Raw genomic sequence first — 21370 nt, 5'->3', positions numbered from 1 at the left:
GGCCCACGCGACGGCGAATCCTGGAACCAAGTAGGGAAGCAATGGCATTCAATTCTGCACGCGTCGCAGCGCTGCTGGTGGCGTTCGCCTCGATGGCCGGCGCCGCCAGCGCCCAGCTGACCGTCTTCACCGATCAGGCCGCCTGGGAATCGGCGGTCCTCGGCCTCGGACTGACCCCCACCACAGAGACCTTCGATGGGCTCTCGATCTTCGATATGCAGCCTTCAGACGGCCTGCTGCCGATTAACGGCGACTTCGGCATCACGGTCACTGGGGCCGATAGCGGCGACGCGGACGACGCGTTCATCGACGCCGGCCAGTTCCACGGCGAAATCTTCCCGCTAACCGAGCACGCCAGCTACGACCATGTGTTCAACCGGCCGGTGCGCGCGTTTGGTCAGTTCTTCGACGGGGCCGCGTCGGGGCTGGGCATCAAAATATCAACGCCCGACGGCGATATCGACATACACGACTTCTACAGCGGTTTTGAAGATGGCTTCCTCGGGTTCTTGTCGACCAACGCATACGACCGGGTCCGCATCATCGGCAGCGACGCCGACGGCGGGTCTGAAGTGGGCGAGATCTACGAGGCCCTGGATGTGTCCTATGCGTCGTCCGGGGTGCTCTTCGGGAAGTCGCTGCGTTTCCAGCTCGTTACCAACCAGGGAGGAGTCGACGTGTTCTTCTCCGAGACGGTCGATAAGGTGGTCGACGACCAAGTCGAGTTCGAGAGCATCGCCGGGTTGCAGTTCTTCGAACCCAATGGGCCTTCGTCGCTACGAGCTGTCGACGTTGGTTTTGACATTACTAGCAGCGATTCAATTGTGTTTGATTTTTCGAACGCCGGCAGCGGGAGATTCTCGACCCGCGACTTCAACGGCTACGTGTTCTCCGACGCGGCGGACAACCTGCCCCCGATCATCGGGGTCAGCATCGATCCATCAAGCACGTTCGGTCTGACGCCAGAAGACATCCTCTTCACCGAGGACGAGATCCGTATCGATGTCTCCGGCCTGAGTCGCAGCCCATCCACAACCGCGATCCTGCACCTCGAGTTCGGCCCCGAAATCGCCCTGCCGGGCGACTACAACGCCGACGGCGTGGTCGACGCGGCCGACTACACCGTGTGGCGGGAAAACGTCGACGGCCCGGCCGGCGTTCTTCCTAACGACCCGAATGGCGGCACGATTGGCGACGCCCAGTACGCGACCTGGAAGACGCATTTCGGGAAGACGCTCACGCCGAATCCGACCCTCAGTCCTGCCACGGTCCCGGAGCCGGCTTCGGTGGCGCTGCTCGCGTTCGCCGCAGCGGCGGGGCTGACCCGACGTCGGGTCGGTTTCTGAGCAAGCGAGGGGCTGGCGAGCGCTACCCGCCGACCGCGGCGGCCTGCTGCTCGGCCGACTCGGTGAACATCTGGCTGATGATCTCCTCGAGCGGCGGGTCCTCGACGCTGACATCGTTGATCGCGTGGCTCGACAGCACGCGGGAGAGCACGTCGGCGATCACCTCGCGCTCGACCTTCAGCCGCGCCTTGGGCGGGGCGATGTCGAGCACCTCGCCGAAGCGGGCCAGGTCGCTCGGCATCGGGTCGTCGCCGAACTGCAGCGACAGCACCTTGTGGCTGCTGAACCGGTCGACGATGCCGCTCAGCGAGCCGTCGTACATGATCTGCCCGGCGGCGATGATCACCACCCGGCGGCACAACGCCGCGACGTCCTTCATGTAGTGGCTGGTCAGCAGGATCGTGCAGCCGCGCGTCTGTTGGTAGTGCTTCAGGAACTCCTGGATCTTGTGCTGCGCGACCACGTCTAGCCCGATGGTCGGCTCGTCGAGGAACAGCACCTCGGGCGAGTGGAGCAGGGCGGCGGTGAGCTCCATCTTCATCCGCTCGCCGAGCGACAGCTCGCGGACCGGCTGGTTCAGCAGCCGCCGCACGTCGAGCAGGTCGGACAGCTCGTCGAGTGTGCGGTCGAACGCGGCCGGCTCGATGCGGTAGATCTGCTGGTGCAGCCGGAACGACTCGGCGGCGGGCAGGTCCCACCACAGCTGGTTCTTCTGGCCCATCACCAACGCGAACCGGCGGCGGTACTCGTTGGCCCGCTGCCAGGGGACAAAGCCCATCACGCGGGCCTCGCCGTCGGTTGGGCTGATGACGCCCGAGAGGAGCTTGAGTGTGGTGGTCTTGCCGGCGCCGTTGGGGCCGAGGAAGGCGATGAACTCGCCCGCCTCGACATCCAGGTCGATGCCGCGGACGGCGTGCACGTCGCGGTGCTCGCGGCTCCACAGCCCACGCACCGACGCCAGCAGGCCCTCCTGCTTCTGGTAGACTCGGTAGGACTTCTTCAGCCCGCGGATTTCGATGACGCTCATTGTTCCGCATTATAGGCGGCCGGGCCGGGTCTGGGGAGGAAGGCCCCGCGCGGATCGGCGGCCCCGCGGGGCTCGCCGCCCACGGCCGCTTGCGTTAGGGTAATCGATTCCCCCGGGACCGATTTTCCCCTGCTAGACGCCCCCTAAGGGCCCGCTGTTGCGGGCCGCCTGTCGCGGATGACCAGACTGCTTGATTGGCTCGACCGACGCATCGGCCGCTTCGCGGTGCCGCACGTCACGCTTGCGCTGATCCTCGGCCAGGTGCTGGTGTTCTTCGCGATGATGACGCAGGAGCAGAACGTGGTCGGCCGGATCTTGCTCGGCCGCGAAGCGGTGCTGGCTGGCGAGTGGTGGCGGCTGGTGACGTACGTGTTTGTGCCGCCCAGCGGCAACGTGCTGTTCGCCCTGATTGGCTGGATGTTCTTCCACTTCCTGGGCTCGACCTTAGAGAGCACGTGGGGCGACTTCCGCTACAACGCGTACCTGCTGATCGACTGGGTGCTGACTACCGCCGTGGCGATGCTGGTCCCGGGAACCATCGCGACGAACGTCTTTATTGGCGTGTCGGTGCTGCTGGCGTTCGCGCGGCTGTACCCTGACTACACCATCCAGCTTTATTTTATCTTGCCGATCAAGATCAAGTGGCTCGGGTACCTAGCGGCGGCCGGCTACGCGTTGACCCTCATCACCGGCGACTGGCCCACCCGGGCGATGGTGCTGGCGTCGGTCGCCAACTACCTGCTGTTCTTCGGCGGCGAGCACGTCCGCGACTTCAAGGCCGACGCTCGCCGCAAGTCGTACCAGGCCAAGGCCAAGCCGGCCGGCAAGCTGCAGCACGTCTGCGCGGTGTGCGGGCGGAACTCGGCCGACGAGCCGGGCGTGGCGTTCCGGTACTGCTCGAAGTGCGCAGGGGGCGCCTGCTACTGCCCCGATCACCTGCATGACCACGAGCACGTCGAGGCGGGCTAGCGGCGGGGCACGGCCCGATTTGCCGCGGCCGGCGGCCTGTTTGCATCCGCCACGCGCGACCGCATAGAATAGCGGGATTGGCCAATTCCCCGCTGCGTCCCTGGCAGCGTCCCCTACGCTCGGTTGGAGATATTCATGGCTCGTCACACTCGTCGGTTCTTCCTTGGTTCGACAGCGGCCGCGGCGGCCGGCCTGGCGATCCGCCCCACGCGGACCCTGGCGGCGGGCGCCTCGCGGGATGTCACGATGGGCTTCATCGGCATGGGGGGCCGCGGCGGCGAGGTGTTCCGCCAGTTCATCGGCGACAAGAACATCCGCGTCGGGGCGTTCTGCGACCCGGACACCGACCACCTGGCGAAGTACGCGAAGGATTACCCCGACGCGAAGATCGAGACCGACCTGCGGCGCGTGATCGACAACCCGGACATCGACGCCGTCATGATCACCACGCCCAACCACTGGCACTGCCTGGCCGCTATCTGGGCCGTGCAGGCCGGCAAGCACGTGTACGTCGAGAAGCCGCTCAGCCACAACGTGTGGGAGGGCCGCCAGCTGGTCAACGCAATCGACAAGCACAAGGTGGTCGCCCAGATCGGCACCCAGCAACGCAGCGACCCTCTGCAGGCAGAGGCCAAGCAGTTCCTGCACGCGGACCAGAAGCTCGGCAAGCCACAGTACGTGCAGGCGTGCCGCTTTGGCGTTCGTGAGCCAATCGGCAAACGCGACACGCCGCTGACGCCACCGGAGAGCCTCGATTACAGCCTGTGGCTCGGCCCCGCGGCCGACCAGCCGCTGTACCGCGACCGCCTGCACTACGACTGGCACTGGAACTTCAACACTGGCAACGGCGAGATGGGCAACTGGGGCCCGCACATCCTCGACGACATCCGCAACGTCGCGTTCCAGGACGAGGTGACCATCCCGACCCGCGTGTTCGCCTGCGGCGGCCGCGTTTTATGGGAAGACGCCGGCGAGTCGCCCAACCTGCACATGGCCTACTACGACACGCCCGTCATGCCGGTGTTCCTGGGGCTCAGCAACCTGCCGGCCCGCCCGGGCGCGAAGGGCGCGCTGCGGTTCCGCGGCGTCGAGTCGGGCTACGTGGTGCAGTGCGAGGACGGCTACTACACCGGCTGGCGGGCCGGCGGCAGGGCCTACGACGCCAACGGCAAGCTGCTCCGCGAGTTCAAGGGCGACGGCGGCAGCCGGCATGTCGACAACTTCCTAACCGCCATCCGCGAGGACGACGCCACGCTGCTCAACGCGCCGGTCGTCCAGGGCCACCACTCGACCAACTGGTGCCACCTCGCCAACATCGCCGTGCAGAGCGGCGGCCGGGTCGACGGCGAGAAGATCCCCGGCGTCGCTGATGGATCGCCCGGCTGGGACCAGCTGTTGGGCGTCATGCAGGAGCACGTCGCTTCGCACGGGCTCGACGCCACGCACGCCGGCTCGCGGATGAGCGAGGTGCTGTCGGTCGACCCCGAGAACGAACGCTTCACTGGCTCCGGCAGCGACAAGGCCAACCAGTACCTCCGCCGCGAGTACCGCGACGGCTTCGCCGTGCCGGAGATCGCGTAGCCGGCGGGCGAGCATCCTGTGCCCGGCGGCCTCGACGGTCGCCCAGCGAGTCGCCTTGCGGCAACCAACGCCGATGGTTAGAGTCCGCGCCTTCCGAGCCAATACTCCGGAGACGTGGACGATGCTCTCGCTGCGGCTGACGCCGATGCTTGCACTGCTCGCGTGCGCGGGCTGCGTCAGCGTGTCGCCGCTTGGACTCGACTGGCCGGACAGCACCCTGCTGTACCAGCCCTCGCACCCGGCCGATGACGGGTGGCACCCGCCAGGGCTCGACTACGAAGACGTCTTCTTCGAGTCAGACGACGGCCAGCGGCTCCACGCGTGGTACTGCCCGGTTGAGGGGCCCTCGGCGTTGGTCGTGTTCGCTCACGGGAACGCCGGGAGCCTGGAAGACCGCTGGCACGTCGCCCGGCAACTGAACGAGGTCTGCAACTTCACCGTTCTGCTGTTTGACTACCGCGGCTACGGCAAGAGCGAGGGCCGGCCGAGCGAAGCGGGCCTTGTCGCCGACACCAAGGCGGCGCGGGACTGGCTCGCCAACCGAGAAGGGGTCGAGCCGTCGGACATCGTGCTGTACGGGCGGTCGCTCGGCGGCGCCGCCGTGGTGCAGGTCGCCGCGGACGACGGCGCCAGGGCGTTGGTGCTCGAGAGCACCTTCACGTCGCTTCCGGATGTCGCCAACAGCCTGCTGCCATTCACGCGGCTGGGGCCGTTGATGCACAACCGCTTCGCGTCATTCGACCGGATTGCCGAGTACCACGGCCCGACCTGGATCGCCCACGGCGACGAGGACTCCTTGGTGCCCTACGACCACGGCAAGCGGCTCTACTGGCAGGCGAACGAGCCCAAGCAGTTCTATCCCCTGACCGGTCAGGACCACAACTGGGTCGCCAACCGGATGTACCTGGAGCAGCTCGCTCGATTCATCGACCACCCTCAGACGCAGCCCGGGGCAGAGCACTGGTCCAAGCCCGAAGGCGGTTGAGACGCCGCCGTCTAGGCCGCGTCGCGTTGCGTGGCGGAATCGGCAGCCGGCAGCAGTTCCCGCAGCAGCTCGACCGTCCGCTCGGTGGCGCCGAGCTGGGTCGCCACGAACCGGCGGGCCCGCTCTCCAACGCCGGCGGCGTACGACCGGTCGCGGAGGCAGTGCCAAACGAACGACTCGAGCTGCTCGGCGTCGTTGACCACGACCGCGCCGCCGGCCGCCAGCAGCGGCCGCACGATGTCGCGGAAGTTGCGGGTGTTGGGGCCGAAGCAGGTCGCCACGCCGTAGGCGGCGGGCTCGATCATGTTCTGGCCGCCGCGGTCGCCGAAGCTGCCGCCGACAAAGCCGATGTCGGCCGCGCCCCACCACGCGCCGAGCTCGCCGATCACGTCGACCAGGATGGCCTGTGGCATTGCGGGTTGCGGATTGTGGAGTGCGGATTCCATCTGGGTGCGCCTCGTCCAAGGCAATCCGCTCTCGCGGAGCAGAGCCGCGACCTCTTCGAACCGCTCGGGGTGCCGGGGCACGAGCACCAGCCGCAGGCCGGGGTGCTGCTGCGCGAGCCGTCGGTAGGAATCGATGGCGATCTGCTCTTCCGGCGCCTGGGTGCTGCCGGCCAGCAGCACGGTGTGCTCGGCGGTCAGGCCGGCCAGCCCGCGGAGCGTTGTGGTGCGTTCGTTTGCGCGGTCGGTCTCGGCGCCGTCGTACTTGAGCGAGCCGGTGACGGTGATGCGGCTCCCCCGGCTGACGCCGGAGGCTCCCGATGCGCCAGGATCGCCGACCGCTCCCCAAGAGCCCTCGGCGTCAGCCGGGGGAGCAATGCTCTCTCGCTCTCTGTCCCCCAGCAACGCCGCGAACCGCTCGGCGGTCGCCTGGTCCTGCGCCGCAATCAGGTCGACCTGCCGCAGCACCCGCGCCGCCAGCGGCCGCACGCGGCGGTAGCCCTTGAAGCTGTTCTCGCTCAGCCGGCCGTTGATGATGGCGACCCGCGCGCCGTGCGACCTGGCCGCCGAAATCAGGTTCGGCCACAGCTCGAGCTCCGCCAGCACCAAGAGGTCGGGCCGAACCCGCCGCATGGCCAGCTTGACGGCCCAGCTGAAGTCTAGCGGGCAGTAGAATACCGGGTGCTGGCTGCCGTACTTCTTCTGCGCGAGGTCGTAGCCGGTCTTGGTGGTGGTCGAGATGACCAACTCGCAGTCGGGCCGCTCGGCCGCGAGCGTGCGGAGCGTGGTCGCCAGCAGGTTCACCTCGCCGACGCTCACCGCGTGCAGCCACACGCAGGGCCGGCCGCCCTCACGCACCGGCGCCAGGCCGAGCAGCTTCGCGGCGTACCCCTCCCGGTACTTGCCGGTCCGCCACGCGGTCCAGGCAATCACCGGCGAGAACGCCGTCAGCAGCGTCAGGTAAACAAGGTTCAGCAGCCACGCTAGCATCGAGGGATCCTTTCCCGAGCAGCGTAGCAGGAATCGAGGATTCGTCAGAGAGCAGCTAGAAACGCAGCCGCGACACATCCATCGAGGTGTGGATGACTGCCAGCACCCGGACTTCGTCGACTTCTATTAGTTCGTACACGATTCGGTAGTGACCGTAGACGAGCGAGCGGAGGTTGCGGTCCGGGGTCTCTTCGTGCCGCCACCCGATCTCGGGGTAGCGCTCGAGCACCTGGGCCTTCCAGTAGATGCCCTCGGTCACTGAAGCCGCGGCCTCCTGACTCTGCTCGGCAAGGTAGTCAACAATCTGCCTGAGGCATTCGAGTGACTCCTCCGTCCAGATCAGCTCCGCCATGACTTGATCCGGAGCAGGGCCTCGTCATTCGAAACCACTCGACCAGCTTCAGCATCCTTCAGTCCGCGTTCAATCGAACGCGCCGCGGCCAGCTCCCGCAGCAGCTCGTCGAACGAGCTGTCGTCTGGCTGGTTCTGCAGGATCGCGATCATCTGATCTTTGGCGGTTTGGTGCTCGACGGTCGACATGCGTGTCTCCTGAAGTGAGGCAAAGTCTCGCTTCTTCTATTCTACTACGAATCCGCGGTTCGTGACCCGACCTGCGGTGCTACTCCTCGATCACCGGGAACGGGCTCGTGCTTGGCATCCGCAGCTCGAGCGGTTGCTGGCTCGGCCGGATCCGCAGCTCCAGCGGTGGCGAGAGCCGAAGGAGGGGCAGGGGCGAGGCGCGCAGCGTCGCTGGTTCGGGTGCCAGACGGAGCTCGCGGAACGAGGCGTCGGGCGTGACCCCGTCCATCAGCATGGCCCGCTCGACCGAGTAAGGGATACCGAGCGCGGTGCGCGGCTCGGCGTTGATATCGACCTTGAGCGGCTCGAAGTGGAGGCCACCCATCGCGGGGACGGGGACTCGACCAGGAGCATCATGAATCAGTCCGGCTGTCTGCTGAGCAGAGGCTAACCGAGCTACCATCACGACGATGGGGATCGAAAGCACGCAGGTAACTATCGTCGTCCGGCTTCGCATCACAAACTCCGTGGTCTGAATTGGTCGTCTATCCAGCCCCGCCGGCTCTTCCGCAGCACTGCTTGTACTTCTTGCCGCTTCCGCAGGGGCAGGGCTCGTTGCGGCCGACCTTCTCCTCGCGGTTGCGGATCGGCTCGGGCTTTTTTTCGCCCTGGTTGCTGGCGTCGATGCCGGCTTCTTGCTGCTTGGCGATGTCGGTCGCGCTGGGGCCGGCGTCGTGGCGTTCCTGGGCGTGCTCGACCCACGTGCTCTGGACGAAGCCGGTGTCGAGGGTCTCCATCTTGAAGACCAGGTCCGTCACGTACGCGCCGAGCGAGTCCCACATCTGCTCGAACATCCGCATGCCCTCTCGCTTGTACTCGACCTTCGGGTCGACCTGGGCGTAGCCGCGGAGGCCGACGCTGGACCGCAGGTGGTCCATCGCCAGCAGGTGCTCCTTCCAGGCGCTGTCCAAGAGCTGCAGCAAGAGACCGCGCTCCATGCGGCGCATCTCGGGGCGGAAGCGGTCCTCCACGGCCTGCGACACGCGGCGGCGGGCCGCCTCCTGGTCGAGGTCGGCGAGCTCCTCGGTCGACAGCTCGGCACCGGTGTTGGTCTTGAGCCAGTTGGCCAGGTCGTCGAGCTTGCCGTTCATCCCGCTGACGGCGCCGAGCGTGTCGGCGTGGGCGTTCTGCGAGCCGGCGAACAGCGTGTCGAGCTTGCTCATCGCCTCGGTGAAGACCTCCTGGGCCTTCTTGTTGGCGTCGGCGCTGTGGGCGATCAGCAGCTTGGCGATCTCCTCGCCCTGCTTGTTCTTGATGTCGTCGAGCGACAATTCGACGTTGAACCGGCGGTTGGCCCACTCGACCAGGCCCTCGCGGTCGAGCGCGCCGCGCTGACCGCCGGCGCCGGCGCCGGCGCGGAACCGGTTGAAGGCGGCCATGATGGCGTACTCGGCCTCGCGGGAGTCGTAGGCCTCCTCGGCCTTGGCGTGCGCCAGCTCGGTGATCTGGTGGGCCTCCTTGTCGGCGACCTCCTCCTCGGTCAGCTGGATGGCGAACTTGTCCCACAGCCAGCCGCGGGCCGTGTTGACGCCGAAGTCCTTGTCGAGGAACCGGGCGGTGTCGCTCAGGTCGACCGCGGCGACCCACTTGCGGGCGTCGTCCACGAGCCGCTCGTCGAGCATGTCGCGGCCGACCTTCTTGAGGTCGCGGTCGCGGTAGTTGGTGCCGTAGCGGGTGTTGGCCCAGGTCGCGAGGGCGGACCAGTTCCACTCGTCCTCGGCGTCCTGCGGCAGGTTCTCGTCGATCGCGTCCTGGACGTTCGACTCGGCCATCCGCTCGGCCTCGTCGTGGGCGATCTTCTCGGCTTCTTCGTAGGGCGTGTTGCGGTAGTCGCGGGGGTCGAGCTCGGCCCCGAGCAGCGACCCGGCGGCGGCCGAGAAGGTCTCGACGCCGTAGGTGGGCGAGAGGATCGTGCCGAGGCGGTCGTCGATCTGCTCGCGGATCATCTCGAGCATCAGGTCGCGGCAGTTGACGCCGTCGAGGATCGCCTGGCGGTAGTTGTAGACCCGCTTCCGCTGCTCGTCCATCACCTCGTCGTACTCGAGGAGGTTCTTGCGGATCTCGAAATTGCGTTCCTCGACCTTTTTCTGGGCCCCCTCGATGCGGCGGCTGACCATCTTGCTCTCGATGGCCTCGCCCTCCTGCATGCCGAGCCGGGTGAGGATCGAGCGGACCCACTCGCCGGCGAAGATCCGCATCAGGTCGTCTTCGAGCGACAGGTAGAAGCGGCTCGAGCCGGGGTCGCCCTGGCGGCCGCAGCGGCCGCGGAGCTGCAGGTCGATGCGGCGGGCCTCGTGACGCTCGGTGCCGATCACGCACAAGCCGCCGAGTCCCTTGGCCAGCTCGCCCTCGGCCTTCATCTGGTACTGCTTCTCGTAGTGGTCGACGCGTTCTTCCCAGACCTCGTTGGGGACGTCCAGCCGCGAGGCGTAGGTGTTCTGCAGCTCGGCCCAGGCCATGGTCTCGGGGTTGCCGCCCATGACGATGTCGGTGCCGCGGCCGGCCATGTTGGTGGCGATGGTCACCGCGCCCAGGCGGCCCGCCTGCGCGACGATCTCGGCCTCGCGTTTGTGCTGCTTGGCGTTGAGCACCTCGTGCTTGACGCCGCGGCCGTTGAGCAGGGCTCCGAGGGCCTCGCTCTTCTCGATCGACACCGTGCCGACCAGGATCGGGCGGCCCGGCTTCTGGATGTGCTTGACCTTGTTCATCGGGATCACCTCCCGACGCTTCGTGGCGTCGGACAGCTCGACCTCGACCTCCGATTCGGTCTCACGCACCAGCTTGCCGATGTGCCAGTCGCCGCCGGTGGTCTCGACCGTGGTGAACTTGTTGAGCCGCTCGATCTCGTCGGCGATCGCGACGTACTTCTCGCGCTCGCTGCGGTAGATGACGTCGGGGCTCTCGATCCGCTGCATCGGCCGGTTGGTGGGGACGCCGATGACGTCGAGCTTGTAGATCTTCCAGAACTCACCCGCCTCGGTGAGCGCGGTGCCGGTCATGCCGCCGAGCTTGTCGTAGAGCTTGAAGAAGTTCTGCAGCGTGACCGTGGCGAGGGTCTGGTTCTCCTGCTTGATCTGCACGCCCTCCTTGGCCTCGACCGCCTGGTGCAGGCCGTCGGACCACTGGCGGCCCTCCATCAGACGACCGGTAAACTCGTCGACGATGACGATCTTGCCGTCGTTGATGACGTAGTTGACGTCGCGCTTGTAGAGGAAGTGGGCCTTGAGCGAGTTGTCGATCAGGTGCGGCCACTGCATGTTGCCGGCCGTGTAGAAGCTCTCCACGCCGGCCAGCTTCTCCGCCTCGCGGACGCCCTCGTCAGTCAGGCTGACGTTGTGCTCCTTCTCCTTGACCTCGAAGTGCACTTCCTTCTTGAGCCCGCGGGCGACCTTGTCGGCCCGCTGGTACTTGGTGATGTCGTCCTCGGCCGGGCCGGAGATGATCAGCGGCGTGCGGGCCTCGTCGATCAGGATGTTGTCGACCTCGTCGATGATGGCGAAGGTCAGCGGGCCCTGGCTCTGCTGCATGTGCTTGGGGAAGCGGTCGTCCCCCTTGGCGGCCATGCGCATGTTGTCGCGGAGGTAGTCGAAGCCGAACTCGTTGTTGGTGCCGTAGGTGATGTCGCAGTCGTAGGCGTGCTGGCGTTCGGCGGCGTCCATGCCGGAGTAGATCGCGCCGACCGTCAGGCCGAGGTTGGTGAACAGCGGGCCCATCCACTCCATGTCGCGGCGGGCGAGGTAGTCGTTGACCGTGATCACGTGCACGCTGCCGCCCAGCGCATTGAGGTACGCGGCGAGCGTCGCGACCAGCGTCTTGCCTTCGCCGGTCACCATCTCGGCGATGGAGCCGTCGTGAAGGATCATGCCGCCGAGCAGCTGCACGTCGTAGTGCCGCATGCTGCGGAACCGCTTGCCCGCCTCGCGGCAGACGGCGAACGCCTCGACGAGGATGTCGTCGAGGGTCTCGCCCTTGGCCAGACGCTGGCGGAAGAGCGTGGTCTGCTCGCGCAGCTCGTCGTGGCTCATCGCCTCGTACTTGGGCTCCAGCGCATTGATCGCGTCGACCCTGGGCTGCAGCCGCTTTAGGTAGCGGGCGTTGGCCGAGCCGAAGATGCTGGTGATCAGCCGCTCGAAGCGGCCGAGAATGGCGTTGACAATCCCCGAGAGGACTTCCCAAACGCGTTCCAAAATATCCATGATTTCGCAGGGTAAGCAGTGCCGCCACGGCTAGGCGAATCGACGGGGCGCCTTGGGCGGTAGGGTGTTCTCGTTGGCTGGACGACGCCCCAACCGAGCCCTGAGCGGGCCTAGTCCGGTGGCGCAGTTCTGCTAGGTCCCCCGGGTCCGGGGGGCGCGAAAGCGCGCAACTCCTAGCAGCGCAGAAGTTTATTGCGATTCTAAGAGGGGGTCAAGATGAACGCTCTGGAGGGCTTTTGCCGGGCGTCCGGCCGCCGCTAGCGGGTATTCGCCCCCCGCGGCAAGCAATTGGGGCGCTGCGCCCGCCCGGGACCTAGTTTTCAGTGATTGTGGATACCGTCCTCGTAGCGCCAACCAGCGTTTCCGGAGTTCCCAGATGGCCCAGCGTGACAACCAGCGTCATACCCATTTCATTGACCCCGAGGTGCAGGGTGCGCTGACCCGTCGGATCGTGGGCCAGTGGGTGGTGTTCACCGCGGCCGCCACGGCGATCGCGTTCCTGCTGACCTGGATGAGCGACCCGTTCAGCCCGCTGACCACGATCCTCAGCGAGACCTGGTGGCGGTACGCCCCGCTGCTGCTGGTGCTGGTCTGCATGCTGCCGATCTTCGTGATGGACACGGTCAAGCTCTCGAACAAGTTCACCGGGCCGGTCTTCCGGCTGCGGCAGGTTGCCCGCAAGCTGGCCGCCGGCGAACGACCCGAGCCGGTCAACTTCCGCGGCGGCGACTTCTGGCGCGGCCTGGCCGACGACATGAACCTGGTGATCCAGCGGGTGGCGGACGCCGAGTCGGCGTCGGGCCTGCAGGAGAGCCCCTCGCAGCCGTCGTCCAACAACTAGCCGCCCCGCCGGACCGAACTAGACACCGAGCCCTCCGGAGCTAGCGATGCTCGCCCGCCCCACCCGATCCCACAGGCCCCGGCCGACCACCCGCCGCGGCGTCGCCGCGGCGGAGTTCGCCGTCTGCCTGCCGATGCTGCTCCTGCTGCTGCTGGGCATGCTGGAGTGCTGCACGATGATCTTCCTGAAGCAGTCGCTGGCGGTGGCCGCCTACGAGGGCGCCCACACCGCGCTGTCGCCCGGAGCCACCGACGCCGACGTCCAGACCGTCTGCGCCGGCATCCTGACCGACCGCCGGGTCAACGGCGGCGCGACCCAGATCCTGCCCGGCCCGCTGGCCGGCATCGCCGAGGGCGAGTACGTCCGCGTGCAGGTGACCGCCGCCACAGACGCGAACGCGATCCTGCCCGCCCGGTTCTTCCGCGGCCGGCAGCTGCAGTCGACCGCCGTCATGATGAAGGAGCTGTAGCCGATGACGCTCCGACCCCAAGCCAACAAGAATCGTCGCCGCGGCGCCGTGATGGTGCTGGTGGCCGTGCTGCTGCCGGTGTTCGCGATGATGGCCGCCTTCGCGATCGACGTCGCGTGGATGCAGCTGGTCCGCACCGAGCTCCGCACCGCCACCGACTCCGCCGCCCGCGCCGGGGCCAAGACGCTCTCGATGTCGCAGGACATCCCCACCGCCCGCGCCGCCGCCCGCGACGCCGCGCTGCAGAACACGGTCGGCAGCCAGCCGATGACGGTCGCCGACGCGAACGTTCAGTTCGGGCTCTCGACCGAGAACGCCGCCGGCCGGTTTGTCTTCGCCAACGGCGGCGACCCGATCAACGCGGTCCACGTCGACGGCCTGCGCACGGCCGGCTCGGCCGCCGGCCCGGTCAACCTGTTCTTCGGCGGCCTGATGGGCGTCAACAACTTCCAGCCGACCTCGACCGCCACCAGCACCATGCTCGACCGCGACATCGTGCTGGTGATCGACCGTTCCGGCTCGATGGGACTCCGCGCCACCGACCGTGGCGGCGGCAACGGGCAGAACTGCGGCCCGCTGCGGAACAACACCCGCTTCGCCGCGCTCGACCAGGCGGTCTCGGCGTTCCTGGCGGAGCTCGACCTCACCTTCCCGCACGAGCGGGTCGGCCTGGTGAGCTACAGCAGCCGCAACCGCGTCCGCTGCGGCGGCGGCAACCTCGACTTCCAGGTCGCCGACACCCGCGTCGCGCTGACCGACGACTACACCGCCATCGAAGGCCAGATGGACGCCTTCATGCAGAACGGCATCGGCGGCAGCACCGCCATCGGCGAGGGCCTGGCCGAGGGGCTGCGCTGCATCGCCGGCGCGGGCGCGCGACCGTTCGCGCTCAAGACGGTCGTGCTGATGACCGACGGCCTGCACAACTCCGGCTTCGAGCCGATCGTCCCCGCCCGCACCGCCTCTGGCGACGACATCACCGTGCACACGGTGACCTTCAGCCCCGGAGCCGATCAGGCGCGGATGCGGGCCGTCGCCGCCGAGACCGGCGGCCGGCACTTCCACGCCGACACCACCTCGGACCTCAGCGCTGTGTTCCGCGAGATCGCCCGCACGCTGCCGGTCCTGCTGACGGAGTAAACGCCATGAAGAGCAGCAATCAACTTCGTCGGGCACGCGGCGAGCGCCGCGGGGCGGTGGTCGTCGAGTTTGCGATCATTGCGCCGCTGTTCTTCCTGGTGATCTTCTCGATGTTCGAGTTCAGCCGCCTGAACGTGATCCGGCACACCGCCGACAACGCCGCCTACGAGGCGGCCCGGCTGGCGATCGTGCCGGGCGCCACCGCGGCCGACGCCCAGAACGAGGCCAACCGGATCATGGGCGTCGTCGGCGCCCGCGACGTGGTGGTCACGGTCACGCCATCGACCATCACCCGCGACACCGAACAGGTGACGGTCGAAGTCGCCGTGCCGCTCAGCCGCAACGCGCTGGTTGCGCCACGATTCACCGGCGGCCAGGTGCTCCGCGCCCAGTCGACCCTCCGCACCGAACGGGTGGCGACCCGCTAGCAGCGACGGGCATTGGTCGTCGCGAACGCCCCCCCAGTCGGAGGCCTCTCACAACCACGCCCGTGTGGTTCGCCCCGGTTGCATCTGCTCCTGCGCCACTATTTAGGCTGGCGCCTCGCCGTTGTCGGGCAGGGCGATTTCGGACGTTCTTGGCCAATTGCAGAGGAATCAAGGCAACAAAACGGGTAGAACATGCGTCTAGACGCAGGCCGATCGCATGACTTCTGACGTTCGTGCGATTAGCCTTCCTGCGAGCCGACCGATGTGGTCCTCGCCTCGGGTTTACCCTTTGAGAGACGGAGCCTCTGCCATGCGATCTTCTGCGAAGCTGCTCTGCGGGATGCTTGCCCTGTTAGTGATTGTCGGCGGCGGGTGGTTAGAAACCACGCTGCTGGCCGAGGAGGAAGCGGCGAACGACGCAGCGCAGCCGATGATTCGGCTTAGCGTGCCCGCTGTCGTCGTGACGCCAGCGGTCGCGGGGCAGGCCGATCAGGCAGCCGCCTGCGACGCCAAGACCTGCGAGAACGAAGCATGCGAGGACGAGGCCTGCGAGGTCCACGCGGGCGCCGATGCCCAGCCGGCGGCAGACCAGCAGGCAGCGGTCGCGCGGCCCACGCACAAGCAGACCAAGGTGATCAGCATCAACCCGTCTGACCTGACCGAGGCGAGCCTCAAGAGCTTCTGCCTGACCCCCGATGGGACCGTGCTGGCGGCCTGCGTCGGCGACGGGGGCGAGGTGCGGCTGTTCTCGGCCGACGGCGAGTTCCAGACCTCCTGGTCGCTGCCGGTCGACCCTGAAGCGATCAACGTTGGATCGGACGGCAACGTGTACGTCGCCGGCGACGGCAAGCTGCTGCGTCTCGACGCGAGCGGCAAGGTGCTGCTCGAGGCCGACGGGCCGCACATCAACGAGGGCGCCGAGCGGCGCGAAGAGGTTAAGCAGCAGATCATTGAACAGCAGAAAAAGTCGGTCGAGTCGTACTCGCGGATGAGCAAGCAGTACGACGACCGGCTGGCCAAGCTCAAGGAGCAGAAGGCTGAGCTCGAAGAGGCCGACGAAGAGGCCCCCGAAGCGCTCGACGTCCAGATCGCCAATGCCGAGCGGATGGTCAAGCAGTGGGCGGACATCGTCAAGCAGCTCGGCGGCGCTGAGATGACCGAGGAACAGCTCAACGAGCGGGTCACGGCTTCGCTGCAGAGCTCGGCGGCGGTCGCCTCGATCAGCGAGGCGGCGGGCGAGGTGTTCGTCGCGACCCGCGAGGCGGCCGGCTACGGCTTCTGCGTCTGGAAGATGGACCACCAGTTTGCCGGTGGCGAGGTAATTACCACCGGCCTGCGGGGCTGCTGCGGCCAGATGGACGTGCAGTGCTGTGAGAACGGCGTGTACGTCGCCGAGAACTCGCGGCACCGCGTGTACCACCTCAGCACCACCGGCGAAGAGCTCGGCGAGTGGGGCCACGGCGCCCGCGAAGGGCTCGAAGGCTTCGGCAGCTGCTGCAACCCGATGAACGTCGCGATCGGCCCCGAACGCACCGTCTACACCGCCGAGTCCGGCACCGGCCGCATCAAGCGCTACACGCCCGGGGGCGAGCTGATCGAGCTGGTCGGCAAGGTCGACATCGTGCCGGGCTGCAAGAAGGTGTCGATCGCGGTCGACAAGTCGGGCGACCGGGTCTACATGCTCGACATCACCCGCGACCACATCGTGCTGATGGAGCGGCTGACCGACGGCGAGGAGTCGGAGTACACCGAGGTCGGCTCGGTCGAGGCCAGCGCGAAGGCCGCCATGGCGACAGGGTCCGTCGACGTGGTAGAGACGTTCTAGCCGTCCAATAAAACCAAACCCGCGGCCGATCGGGCCGCGGGTTTTTTTATTGGCCTCAAGACCGAAGGAATCCCATGCAGCGCAACTTCACAGCCCTCGTCGCGTTCGCCGTATTGGCGGCTGGTCAGGCGTCGGGGGCCGACGTCTCGTCCGGCCCCGCGGCCGATGCATTCTCGCTGGTGGTGATGGACCCGCTCGCCGCGCCGCTCTCCTGCCCCTGCGTCGAGGGGTACGCGCAGCGCAAGTACGAGGTGCTCGGCGAACGCCTCGAGCAAGCCTTAGGGGTGCCGGTCACGGTGACCTTCGCCGAGTCGCTCGCGGCCGCCCTCAAGAAGGACCACTGCGACCACGCCGACCTGATCATCGGCAAGGACTCGGTGGTCCGTTCGGATGCAGGCAAGGCGGGCTACAGCGTCACGGCCGTGGGGCGGCTGACCGACAAGTCCGGCGACGTCACGCAGCACGGCCTAATCGTGGTCCGCAGCGCCGACCCGGCCCAGCAGGTGACCGACCTGAAGGGCTACCGGATCTTGTTCGGGCCGCAGGAATGCGACGAGAAGTTCGCCGCGCCGCGCGAGCTGCTGAAGCAGTCGGGCGTGCAGGTCGTCGACGCCCAGCAGGCCGAGATCAGCACCGCCTGCAGTGACGGCGCGTGCAAGATCATCGAGTGGGGCGACAGCGAGCACGCCGCGGCGGTGATCTCGAGCTACGCGGCGCCGCTGCTGGAGGGGTGCGGCACGATCAACAAGGGCGACCTCCGCGTCGTTGGTGAGACCGGCCCCGTGCCGTTCATCACCGCCTTCCTGACCGACCGGGTCGCCGCGCCGCAGGCGGAGTCCGTGCGGCAGACGCTGCGGTCGGTCGCCGCAGACCCCAAGCTGCTGATCGCGCTGGAGACGATGCTCGGTTTCGTGGAGCCGGACGAGGAGTACCTCGAGCATCATCGGAAGCCGGCCGACCAGCCGACCGACACCGACGCAGCGGCGGTCAACCAACAGGCGTGGTGCGACTTCCTCGGCCCGACGCGCGACGGGCGGGTGGCGTGGCTCCCCGAGTCTCTCTCCGCGGATCCGACCGTTGTCTGGCGGCAGCCGCTGCTGCGGCCCGGCATGGGGGGCATCGCCGCTACTTCCGAGTACGTGGTCATCGGCGACCGCGACCCCTCCAACAACCTCGACGCCTGGCGCTGCTACTCCGCTCGCGACGGCACGCCGTTGTGGACGATCGAGTACCCGGCGCTCGGCACGCTGGACTACGACAACCTGCCCCGCGCGACGCCGGTCATCGACGGCGACCGCGTGTTCTTGATGGGCGCCTTCGGCGATCTGGTCTGCGTCGAGCTAGCGACTGGCCTGCGCCTGTGGGAGACCAACCTGCGACTCATGTTCGCCGCCGAGGGCGAGCTGGTGTGGGGGACCTGCTCCACTCCGTTGCTAGTCGACGGCGTGCTGATCGTGAACCCCGGCGCGCCGGAGGCCTCGCTGGCGGCGCTCGACGCAGCAAACGGCGAGCCGGTTTGGCAGTCGCCCGGCGGTCGGCACGCGTACGCGTCGCCGCGGCTCATGACACTCGGCGGGGTGCGGCAGGTGGTCGCCTACGACAAGACCTCTGCTGGTGGATGGGACCCGGCAACCGGCCGCCGGCTGTGGACGCTGACGCCGCCGAACCCCGGCGACTTCAACGTCCCCACGCCAGCCCTAGTTGACGGCAGGCTGCTGCTGGTGAGCGAGAACAACGGCGCCCGCCTGCACGCGTTCGACGACTCCGGTTGCATCATCGACGAACCGGCCGCCCGCTTCCGCAAGCTGCAGCCCGATATGAGCACCCCCGTCGTCGCGGCCGGGCGGGTCTTTTGTGTGAAGGACCAGCTCTACTGCCTCGACGCGAAAACTCTCGAGCCGATCTGGCAGGGGGGCCGCCGCCGGTTGGGCGGCTACGCGCCAATCCTGGCGACCGACCACCGGCTGCTCACCACCGGCAAGGGGGGCGAGCTGCTGCTGATCGACGCCCTCGCCGACGGGTTCCGCGTGATCGGGGCGTGCCGGCCGTTCTCGGGCGGGTCGAACGCGGTGCTGTACGGCTGCCCTGCGCTGGTGGGGACGCGGCTCTACCTGCGCGGCGCCGAGGAGATTGTCTGCTGCGACCTCGCCGGGTAGCCCACCGATCGCTCCGGTTCGGGTTCTTGCCCGCCCGCCGCTCAGACGCGACAATTGCGGGAGAGCCGTCCCTCACGCCCGTACCTCCGCGCTGTTTATGTCTTTCGCTGGCCACCTGCTGACCGCCTCCCGTGACCTGCGGGACCCGAATTTCCAACGGACCGTCGTGCTGCTGCTGGAGCACGGCGAGCAGGGCGCCCTCGGCGTGGTGCTCAACCGGACCGGCGACAGCTCGGTCGCCGAGGTCTGGGACCACATCGACGCCGAGCCGTGCGACTGCGATCAGCTGATGAACATCGGCGGGCCGGTGCAGGGGCCGCTGATCGCGCTGCACACGTCCGAGGTGCTCGGCGAGAAGCAGGTGCTGCCGGGCCTGTACATGTCGCTGCAGCGGGGCTCGATTGACCTGCTGGTCCGCCAGGACGAGCACGAGTTCCGGCTGTACAGCGGCAACTCCGGCTGGGGGGGCGGGCAGCTCGAGGAGGAGCTCGAGGCCGGCGGCTGGCTCACCACGCCCGCCCGCCGCGACGAGGTCTTCGCCGACCCCGACGAGCTGTGGCGGAGCGTCACCAGCCGCATCGGCCTGGAGATCATGCTTCCCGGCAAGAAGCCCACTCACCTGCCGGTCGACCCCAACCTCAACTGACGCCATGCCGGCCGCCTCCGAAACGTTCCGCGTCCGGCCGATGACGATCGACGACTACCCGGCGGTCTACGCGCTGTGGGTGTCGACCCCCGGCGTCGGCGTCGACGAGACCGACGAGCGTGACCCGACCGCCAGGTTCCTCGAGCGGAATCCCGGGCTGAGCCTGGTCGCCGCCGATTCCGACCAGCAGATCGTCGCCGCGGTGCTGTGTGGGCACGACGGCCGTCGCGGCTACCTTTCGCACCTGGCCGTGGACGAGCGCGCCCGCGGCGTGGGGCTGGGGCGGCGGCTGGTGGCCGAGTGCCTAGCGGCGTTGGCGGGGCAGGGGGTCGGCAAGTGCAACGTGCGGATCTTCGCCGAGAACGAGGCCGCGGCTCGATTCTGGGAGCGGATGGGGTACGCCCGCCGGGCCGATCTGGCGGTATGGCAGCGGACAACTAGCAGCTAGCAGAGCACCCTGTAGCAGCTAGCAGAGCCACGTGCCGCGAACCCGCCGGGCCTGGAAAGGCTCAATTCACCAGCCCCCAACTGCCGAAAGGCTACCTAGAGGTTGGATTCTACCGATCTTAACGCCTAGAATTGGCCCGATGAACGTCGCCCCGCCCCACAGCTGTCTGTGTATGATCCCGGCTTGAGCCACGCGGCTTGAGCTGGGCCTTCTATGTCTACCGAGCGGGATCCGCCGCGCCGTCTGGCCGGCTTCTCGCTATCTTCTACTACGACACGGCGGCGACTACCGCGCGCCGCCCGACCCCAGAGCGGAGCCTCTGATTCCATGGCGACCGACTTCCGACTCAAAGAGCGGCTCCCCCGGCTTACCGACCGGCTGGTTGAGACCTACAGCCAGCACGCGATCATCAACCACCTGGACCACTGCCCGCTGCCCAAAGAGGCGGCCGTGATCGACGCGGTGTCCGACCTGCAGGAGATCCTGTTCCCCGGGTACCGCCGCCGCGAGGGCCTGCACCACGGCAACATCCAGTACTACGTCGGCGACCTGGTCGACCGGCTGCACGACCAGCTCACCAAGCAGGTCGGCCGCGCCCTGCTGCACGAGGCGGGCGGGCACTGCGACGACGACACCGACTTCGAGGCCCTCGGCCAGGCGAAGGTGCTCGAGTTCCTCGACCGCCTGCCGCAGATACGCGCCCAGCTCGCCACCGACGTCCAGGCCGCCTACGACGGCGACCCCGCGTGCAAGTGCCCCGCCGAGGTGATCTTCTGCTACCCGGGCCTCGAAGCCGTGACCGTCCACCGGCTGGCGCACGAGCTCTACAAGCTCGAGATCCCGTTCATTCCCCGCATCATGGCCGAGTGGGCCCACTCCAAGACCGGCATCGACATCCACCCGGGCGCGACCATCGGCGACTACTTCTTTATCGACCACGGCACGGGCGTCGTGATCGGCGAGACCTGCGAGATCGGCGACCACGTGAAGATCTACCAGGGCGTGACCCTGGGCGCCGTCAGCTTCCCGACCGACGAGAACGGCCAGCTGGTCCGCGACCAGAAACGCCACCCGACGATCGAGAACCACGTGGTGGTGTACGCCAACGCCACGATCCTGGGCGGCCGGACCGTGATCGGCGCGCACTCGGTGATCGGGTCGAGTGTCTGGTTGACAAAGAGCGTCGCCCCGCACACCACGGTCACGATGGAAGCGCCCAGCCTGCGCATCAAGAACGAGGAGTCCGACGCGCTGAAGCCGGAGGTCAACTACAAGATCTGATCCTCCAGGCGGGGCCATTG

At 67.7% G+C, this 21370-nt stretch carries 19 protein-coding genes; 13 read left to right on the top strand and 6 right to left on the bottom strand.

The window, feature by feature from the left end:
* The first annotated feature begins 41 nt into the window (after positions 1 to 41).
* Entirely contained in the window at positions 42 to 1346 is a 1305-nt protein-coding gene (locus Pla123a_RS09890; protein ID WP_146586394.1) for a PEP-CTERM sorting domain-containing protein, read from the top strand.
* A gap of 22 nt (positions 1347 to 1368) precedes the next feature.
* On the opposite strand, the gene Pla123a_RS09885 is transcribed toward Pla123a_RS09890, so the two are convergent.
* Positions 1369 to 2373 carry an ABC transporter ATP-binding protein gene (locus Pla123a_RS09885; RefSeq protein ID WP_146586392.1) on the bottom strand — a complete coding sequence of 335 codons (1005 nt, stop codon included), beginning with the start codon at positions 2371 to 2373 and terminating at the stop codon, positions 1369 to 1371.
* 177 nt (positions 2374 to 2550) lie between these two features.
* On the opposite strand from Pla123a_RS09885, the gene Pla123a_RS09880 reads away from it, so the two are divergent.
* The 3 genes from Pla123a_RS09880 to Pla123a_RS09870 all read left to right on the top strand — a co-directional run bounded on the left by Pla123a_RS09880 (position 2551) and on the right by Pla123a_RS09870 (position 5908).
* Positions 2551 to 3342 (top strand): rhomboid family intramembrane serine protease, encoded by a 792-nt coding sequence (locus tag Pla123a_RS09880; RefSeq protein ID WP_146586390.1) that lies wholly within the window; start codon positions 2551 to 2553, stop codon positions 3340 to 3342.
* Between the two features lie 135 nt (positions 3343 to 3477).
* Positions 3478 to 4923: a Gfo/Idh/MocA family protein gene (locus Pla123a_RS09875; protein ID WP_146586388.1), complete on the top strand. Its 1446-nt coding sequence runs from the start codon at positions 3478 to 3480 to the stop codon at positions 4921 to 4923.
* A 121-nt stretch (positions 4924 to 5044) separates the two neighbouring features.
* Entirely contained in the window at positions 5045 to 5908 is an 864-nt protein-coding gene (locus tag Pla123a_RS09870) for an alpha/beta hydrolase (protein ID WP_197527837.1), read from the top strand.
* A gap of 11 nt (positions 5909 to 5919) precedes the next feature.
* Here Pla123a_RS09870 and Pla123a_RS09865 read toward each other — a convergent pair whose 3' ends face one another.
* The 5 genes from Pla123a_RS09865 to Pla123a_RS09845 all read right to left on the bottom strand — a co-directional run bounded on the left by Pla123a_RS09865 (position 5920) and on the right by Pla123a_RS09845 (position 12116).
* The gene (locus tag Pla123a_RS09865) at positions 5920 to 7341 is read right to left on the bottom strand and encodes a 3-deoxy-D-manno-octulosonic acid transferase (RefSeq protein ID WP_146586384.1); all 1422 of its coding nucleotides are present in this window, start codon (positions 7339 to 7341) and stop codon (positions 5920 to 5922) included.
* Between the two features lie 55 nt (positions 7342 to 7396).
* Positions 7397 to 7693 carry a type II toxin-antitoxin system RelE/ParE family toxin gene (locus Pla123a_RS09860; RefSeq protein ID WP_146586382.1) on the bottom strand — a complete coding sequence of 99 codons (297 nt, stop codon included), beginning with the start codon at positions 7691 to 7693 and terminating at the stop codon, positions 7397 to 7399.
* On the bottom strand, positions 7681 to 7881 hold the full coding sequence (locus Pla123a_RS09855; RefSeq protein ID WP_146586380.1) for a hypothetical protein: 201 nt from the start codon (positions 7879 to 7881) through the stop codon (positions 7681 to 7683). Before Pla123a_RS09855 ends, Pla123a_RS09860 begins: the two co-directional genes overlap by 13 nt.
* Positions 7882 to 7960: 79 nt before the next feature.
* Complete coding sequence (locus tag Pla123a_RS09850) at positions 7961 to 8245, bottom strand: hypothetical protein (RefSeq protein WP_146586378.1); 285 nt, start codon at positions 8243 to 8245, stop codon at positions 7961 to 7963.
* A 160-nt stretch (positions 8246 to 8405) separates the two neighbouring features.
* Positions 8406 to 12116 carry a preprotein translocase subunit SecA gene (locus tag Pla123a_RS09845; protein WP_146586376.1) on the bottom strand — a complete coding sequence of 1237 codons (3711 nt, stop codon included), beginning with the start codon at positions 12114 to 12116 and terminating at the stop codon, positions 8406 to 8408.
* A 376-nt stretch (positions 12117 to 12492) separates the two neighbouring features.
* Here Pla123a_RS09845 and Pla123a_RS09840 point away from each other — a divergent pair, with 376 nt between their 5' ends.
* The 9 genes from Pla123a_RS09840 to epsC all read left to right on the top strand — a co-directional run bounded on the left by Pla123a_RS09840 (position 12493) and on the right by epsC (position 21350).
* Positions 12493 to 12957: a HAMP domain-containing protein gene (locus Pla123a_RS09840; protein ID WP_146586374.1), complete on the top strand. Its 465-nt coding sequence runs from the start codon at positions 12493 to 12495 to the stop codon at positions 12955 to 12957.
* 46 nt (positions 12958 to 13003) lie between these two features.
* Complete coding sequence (locus Pla123a_RS09835; RefSeq protein ID WP_146586373.1) at positions 13004 to 13426, top strand: TadE/TadG family type IV pilus assembly protein; 423 nt, start codon at positions 13004 to 13006, stop codon at positions 13424 to 13426.
* A 3-nt stretch (positions 13427 to 13429) separates the two neighbouring features.
* Positions 13430 to 14566: a VWA domain-containing protein gene (locus tag Pla123a_RS09830; protein ID WP_146586371.1), complete on the top strand. Its 1137-nt coding sequence runs from the start codon at positions 13430 to 13432 to the stop codon at positions 14564 to 14566.
* A 5-nt stretch (positions 14567 to 14571) separates the two neighbouring features.
* Positions 14572 to 14994: a TadE/TadG family type IV pilus assembly protein gene (locus Pla123a_RS09825; RefSeq protein ID WP_146586369.1), complete on the top strand. Its 423-nt coding sequence runs from the start codon at positions 14572 to 14574 to the stop codon at positions 14992 to 14994.
* Positions 14995 to 15304: 310 nt separating this feature from the next.
* On the top strand, positions 15305 to 16819 hold the full coding sequence (locus Pla123a_RS09820; RefSeq protein WP_146586367.1) for a hypothetical protein: 1515 nt from the start codon (positions 15305 to 15307) through the stop codon (positions 16817 to 16819).
* A gap of 74 nt (positions 16820 to 16893) precedes the next feature.
* Entirely contained in the window at positions 16894 to 18975 is a 2082-nt protein-coding gene (locus tag Pla123a_RS09815; RefSeq protein WP_146586365.1) for an outer membrane protein assembly factor BamB family protein, read from the top strand.
* A 97-nt stretch (positions 18976 to 19072) separates the two neighbouring features.
* Positions 19073 to 19621, top strand: a complete 549-nt coding sequence (locus Pla123a_RS09810) for a YqgE/AlgH family protein (protein WP_146586363.1) — start codon at positions 19073 to 19075, stop codon at positions 19619 to 19621.
* Positions 19622 to 19625: 4 nt separating this feature from the next.
* Positions 19626 to 20069 carry a GNAT family N-acetyltransferase gene (locus Pla123a_RS09805; protein WP_146586361.1) on the top strand — a complete coding sequence of 148 codons (444 nt, stop codon included), beginning with the start codon at positions 19626 to 19628 and terminating at the stop codon, positions 20067 to 20069.
* A 327-nt stretch (positions 20070 to 20396) separates the two neighbouring features.
* The gene (gene epsC / locus Pla123a_RS09800) at positions 20397 to 21350 is read left to right on the top strand and encodes a serine O-acetyltransferase EpsC (protein ID WP_146586359.1); all 954 of its coding nucleotides are present in this window, start codon (positions 20397 to 20399) and stop codon (positions 21348 to 21350) included.
* The last annotated feature ends 20 nt before the right edge of the window (positions 21351 to 21370 follow it).

The organism is Posidoniimonas polymericola, from assembly GCF_007859935.1.
GTDB lineage: Bacteria > Planctomycetota > Planctomycetia > Pirellulales > Lacipirellulaceae > Posidoniimonas > Posidoniimonas polymericola.
This window is presented reverse-complemented; position numbering and strand designations above follow the sequence as displayed.

Bases quoted from the DNA above. Each gene is read 5' to 3' on its own strand.
- Pla123a_RS09890 (WP_146586394.1), top strand. From the start codon at position 42: ATGGCATTCAATTCTGCACGCGTCGCAGCGCTGCTGGTGGCGTTCGCC.
- Pla123a_RS09885 (WP_146586392.1), bottom strand. From the start codon at position 2,373: ATGAGCGTCATCGAAATCCGCGGGCTGAAGAAGTCCTACCGAGTCTAC.
- Pla123a_RS09880 (WP_146586390.1), top strand. From the start codon at position 2,551: ATGACCAGACTGCTTGATTGGCTCGACCGACGCATCGGCCGCTTCGCG.
- Pla123a_RS09875 (WP_146586388.1), top strand. From the start codon at position 3,478: ATGGCTCGTCACACTCGTCGGTTCTTCCTTGGTTCGACAGCGGCCGCG.
- Pla123a_RS09870 (WP_197527837.1), top strand. From the start codon at position 5,045: ATGCTCTCGCTGCGGCTGACGCCGATGCTTGCACTGCTCGCGTGCGCG.
- Pla123a_RS09865 (WP_146586384.1), bottom strand. From the start codon at position 7,341: ATGCTAGCGTGGCTGCTGAACCTTGTTTACCTGACGCTGCTGACGGCG.
- Pla123a_RS09860 (WP_146586382.1), bottom strand. From the start codon at position 7,693: ATGGCGGAGCTGATCTGGACGGAGGAGTCACTCGAATGCCTCAGGCAG.
- Pla123a_RS09855 (WP_146586380.1), bottom strand. From the start codon at position 7,881: ATGTCGACCGTCGAGCACCAAACCGCCAAAGATCAGATGATCGCGATC.
- Pla123a_RS09850 (WP_146586378.1), bottom strand. From the start codon at position 8,245: ATGGGTGGCCTCCACTTCGAGCCGCTCAAGGTCGATATCAACGCCGAG.
- Pla123a_RS09845 (WP_146586376.1), bottom strand. From the start codon at position 12,116: ATGGATATTTTGGAACGCGTTTGGGAAGTCCTCTCGGGGATTGTCAAC.
- Pla123a_RS09840 (WP_146586374.1), top strand. From the start codon at position 12,493: ATGGCCCAGCGTGACAACCAGCGTCATACCCATTTCATTGACCCCGAG.
- Pla123a_RS09835 (WP_146586373.1), top strand. From the start codon at position 13,004: ATGCTCGCCCGCCCCACCCGATCCCACAGGCCCCGGCCGACCACCCGC.
- Pla123a_RS09830 (WP_146586371.1), top strand. From the start codon at position 13,430: ATGACGCTCCGACCCCAAGCCAACAAGAATCGTCGCCGCGGCGCCGTG.
- Pla123a_RS09825 (WP_146586369.1), top strand. From the start codon at position 14,572: ATGAAGAGCAGCAATCAACTTCGTCGGGCACGCGGCGAGCGCCGCGGG.
- Pla123a_RS09820 (WP_146586367.1), top strand. From the start codon at position 15,305: ATGCGATCTTCTGCGAAGCTGCTCTGCGGGATGCTTGCCCTGTTAGTG.
- Pla123a_RS09815 (WP_146586365.1), top strand. From the start codon at position 16,894: ATGCAGCGCAACTTCACAGCCCTCGTCGCGTTCGCCGTATTGGCGGCT.
- Pla123a_RS09810 (WP_146586363.1), top strand. From the start codon at position 19,073: ATGTCTTTCGCTGGCCACCTGCTGACCGCCTCCCGTGACCTGCGGGAC.
- Pla123a_RS09805 (WP_146586361.1), top strand. From the start codon at position 19,626: ATGCCGGCCGCCTCCGAAACGTTCCGCGTCCGGCCGATGACGATCGAC.
- epsC (WP_146586359.1), top strand. From the start codon at position 20,397: ATGGCGACCGACTTCCGACTCAAAGAGCGGCTCCCCCGGCTTACCGAC.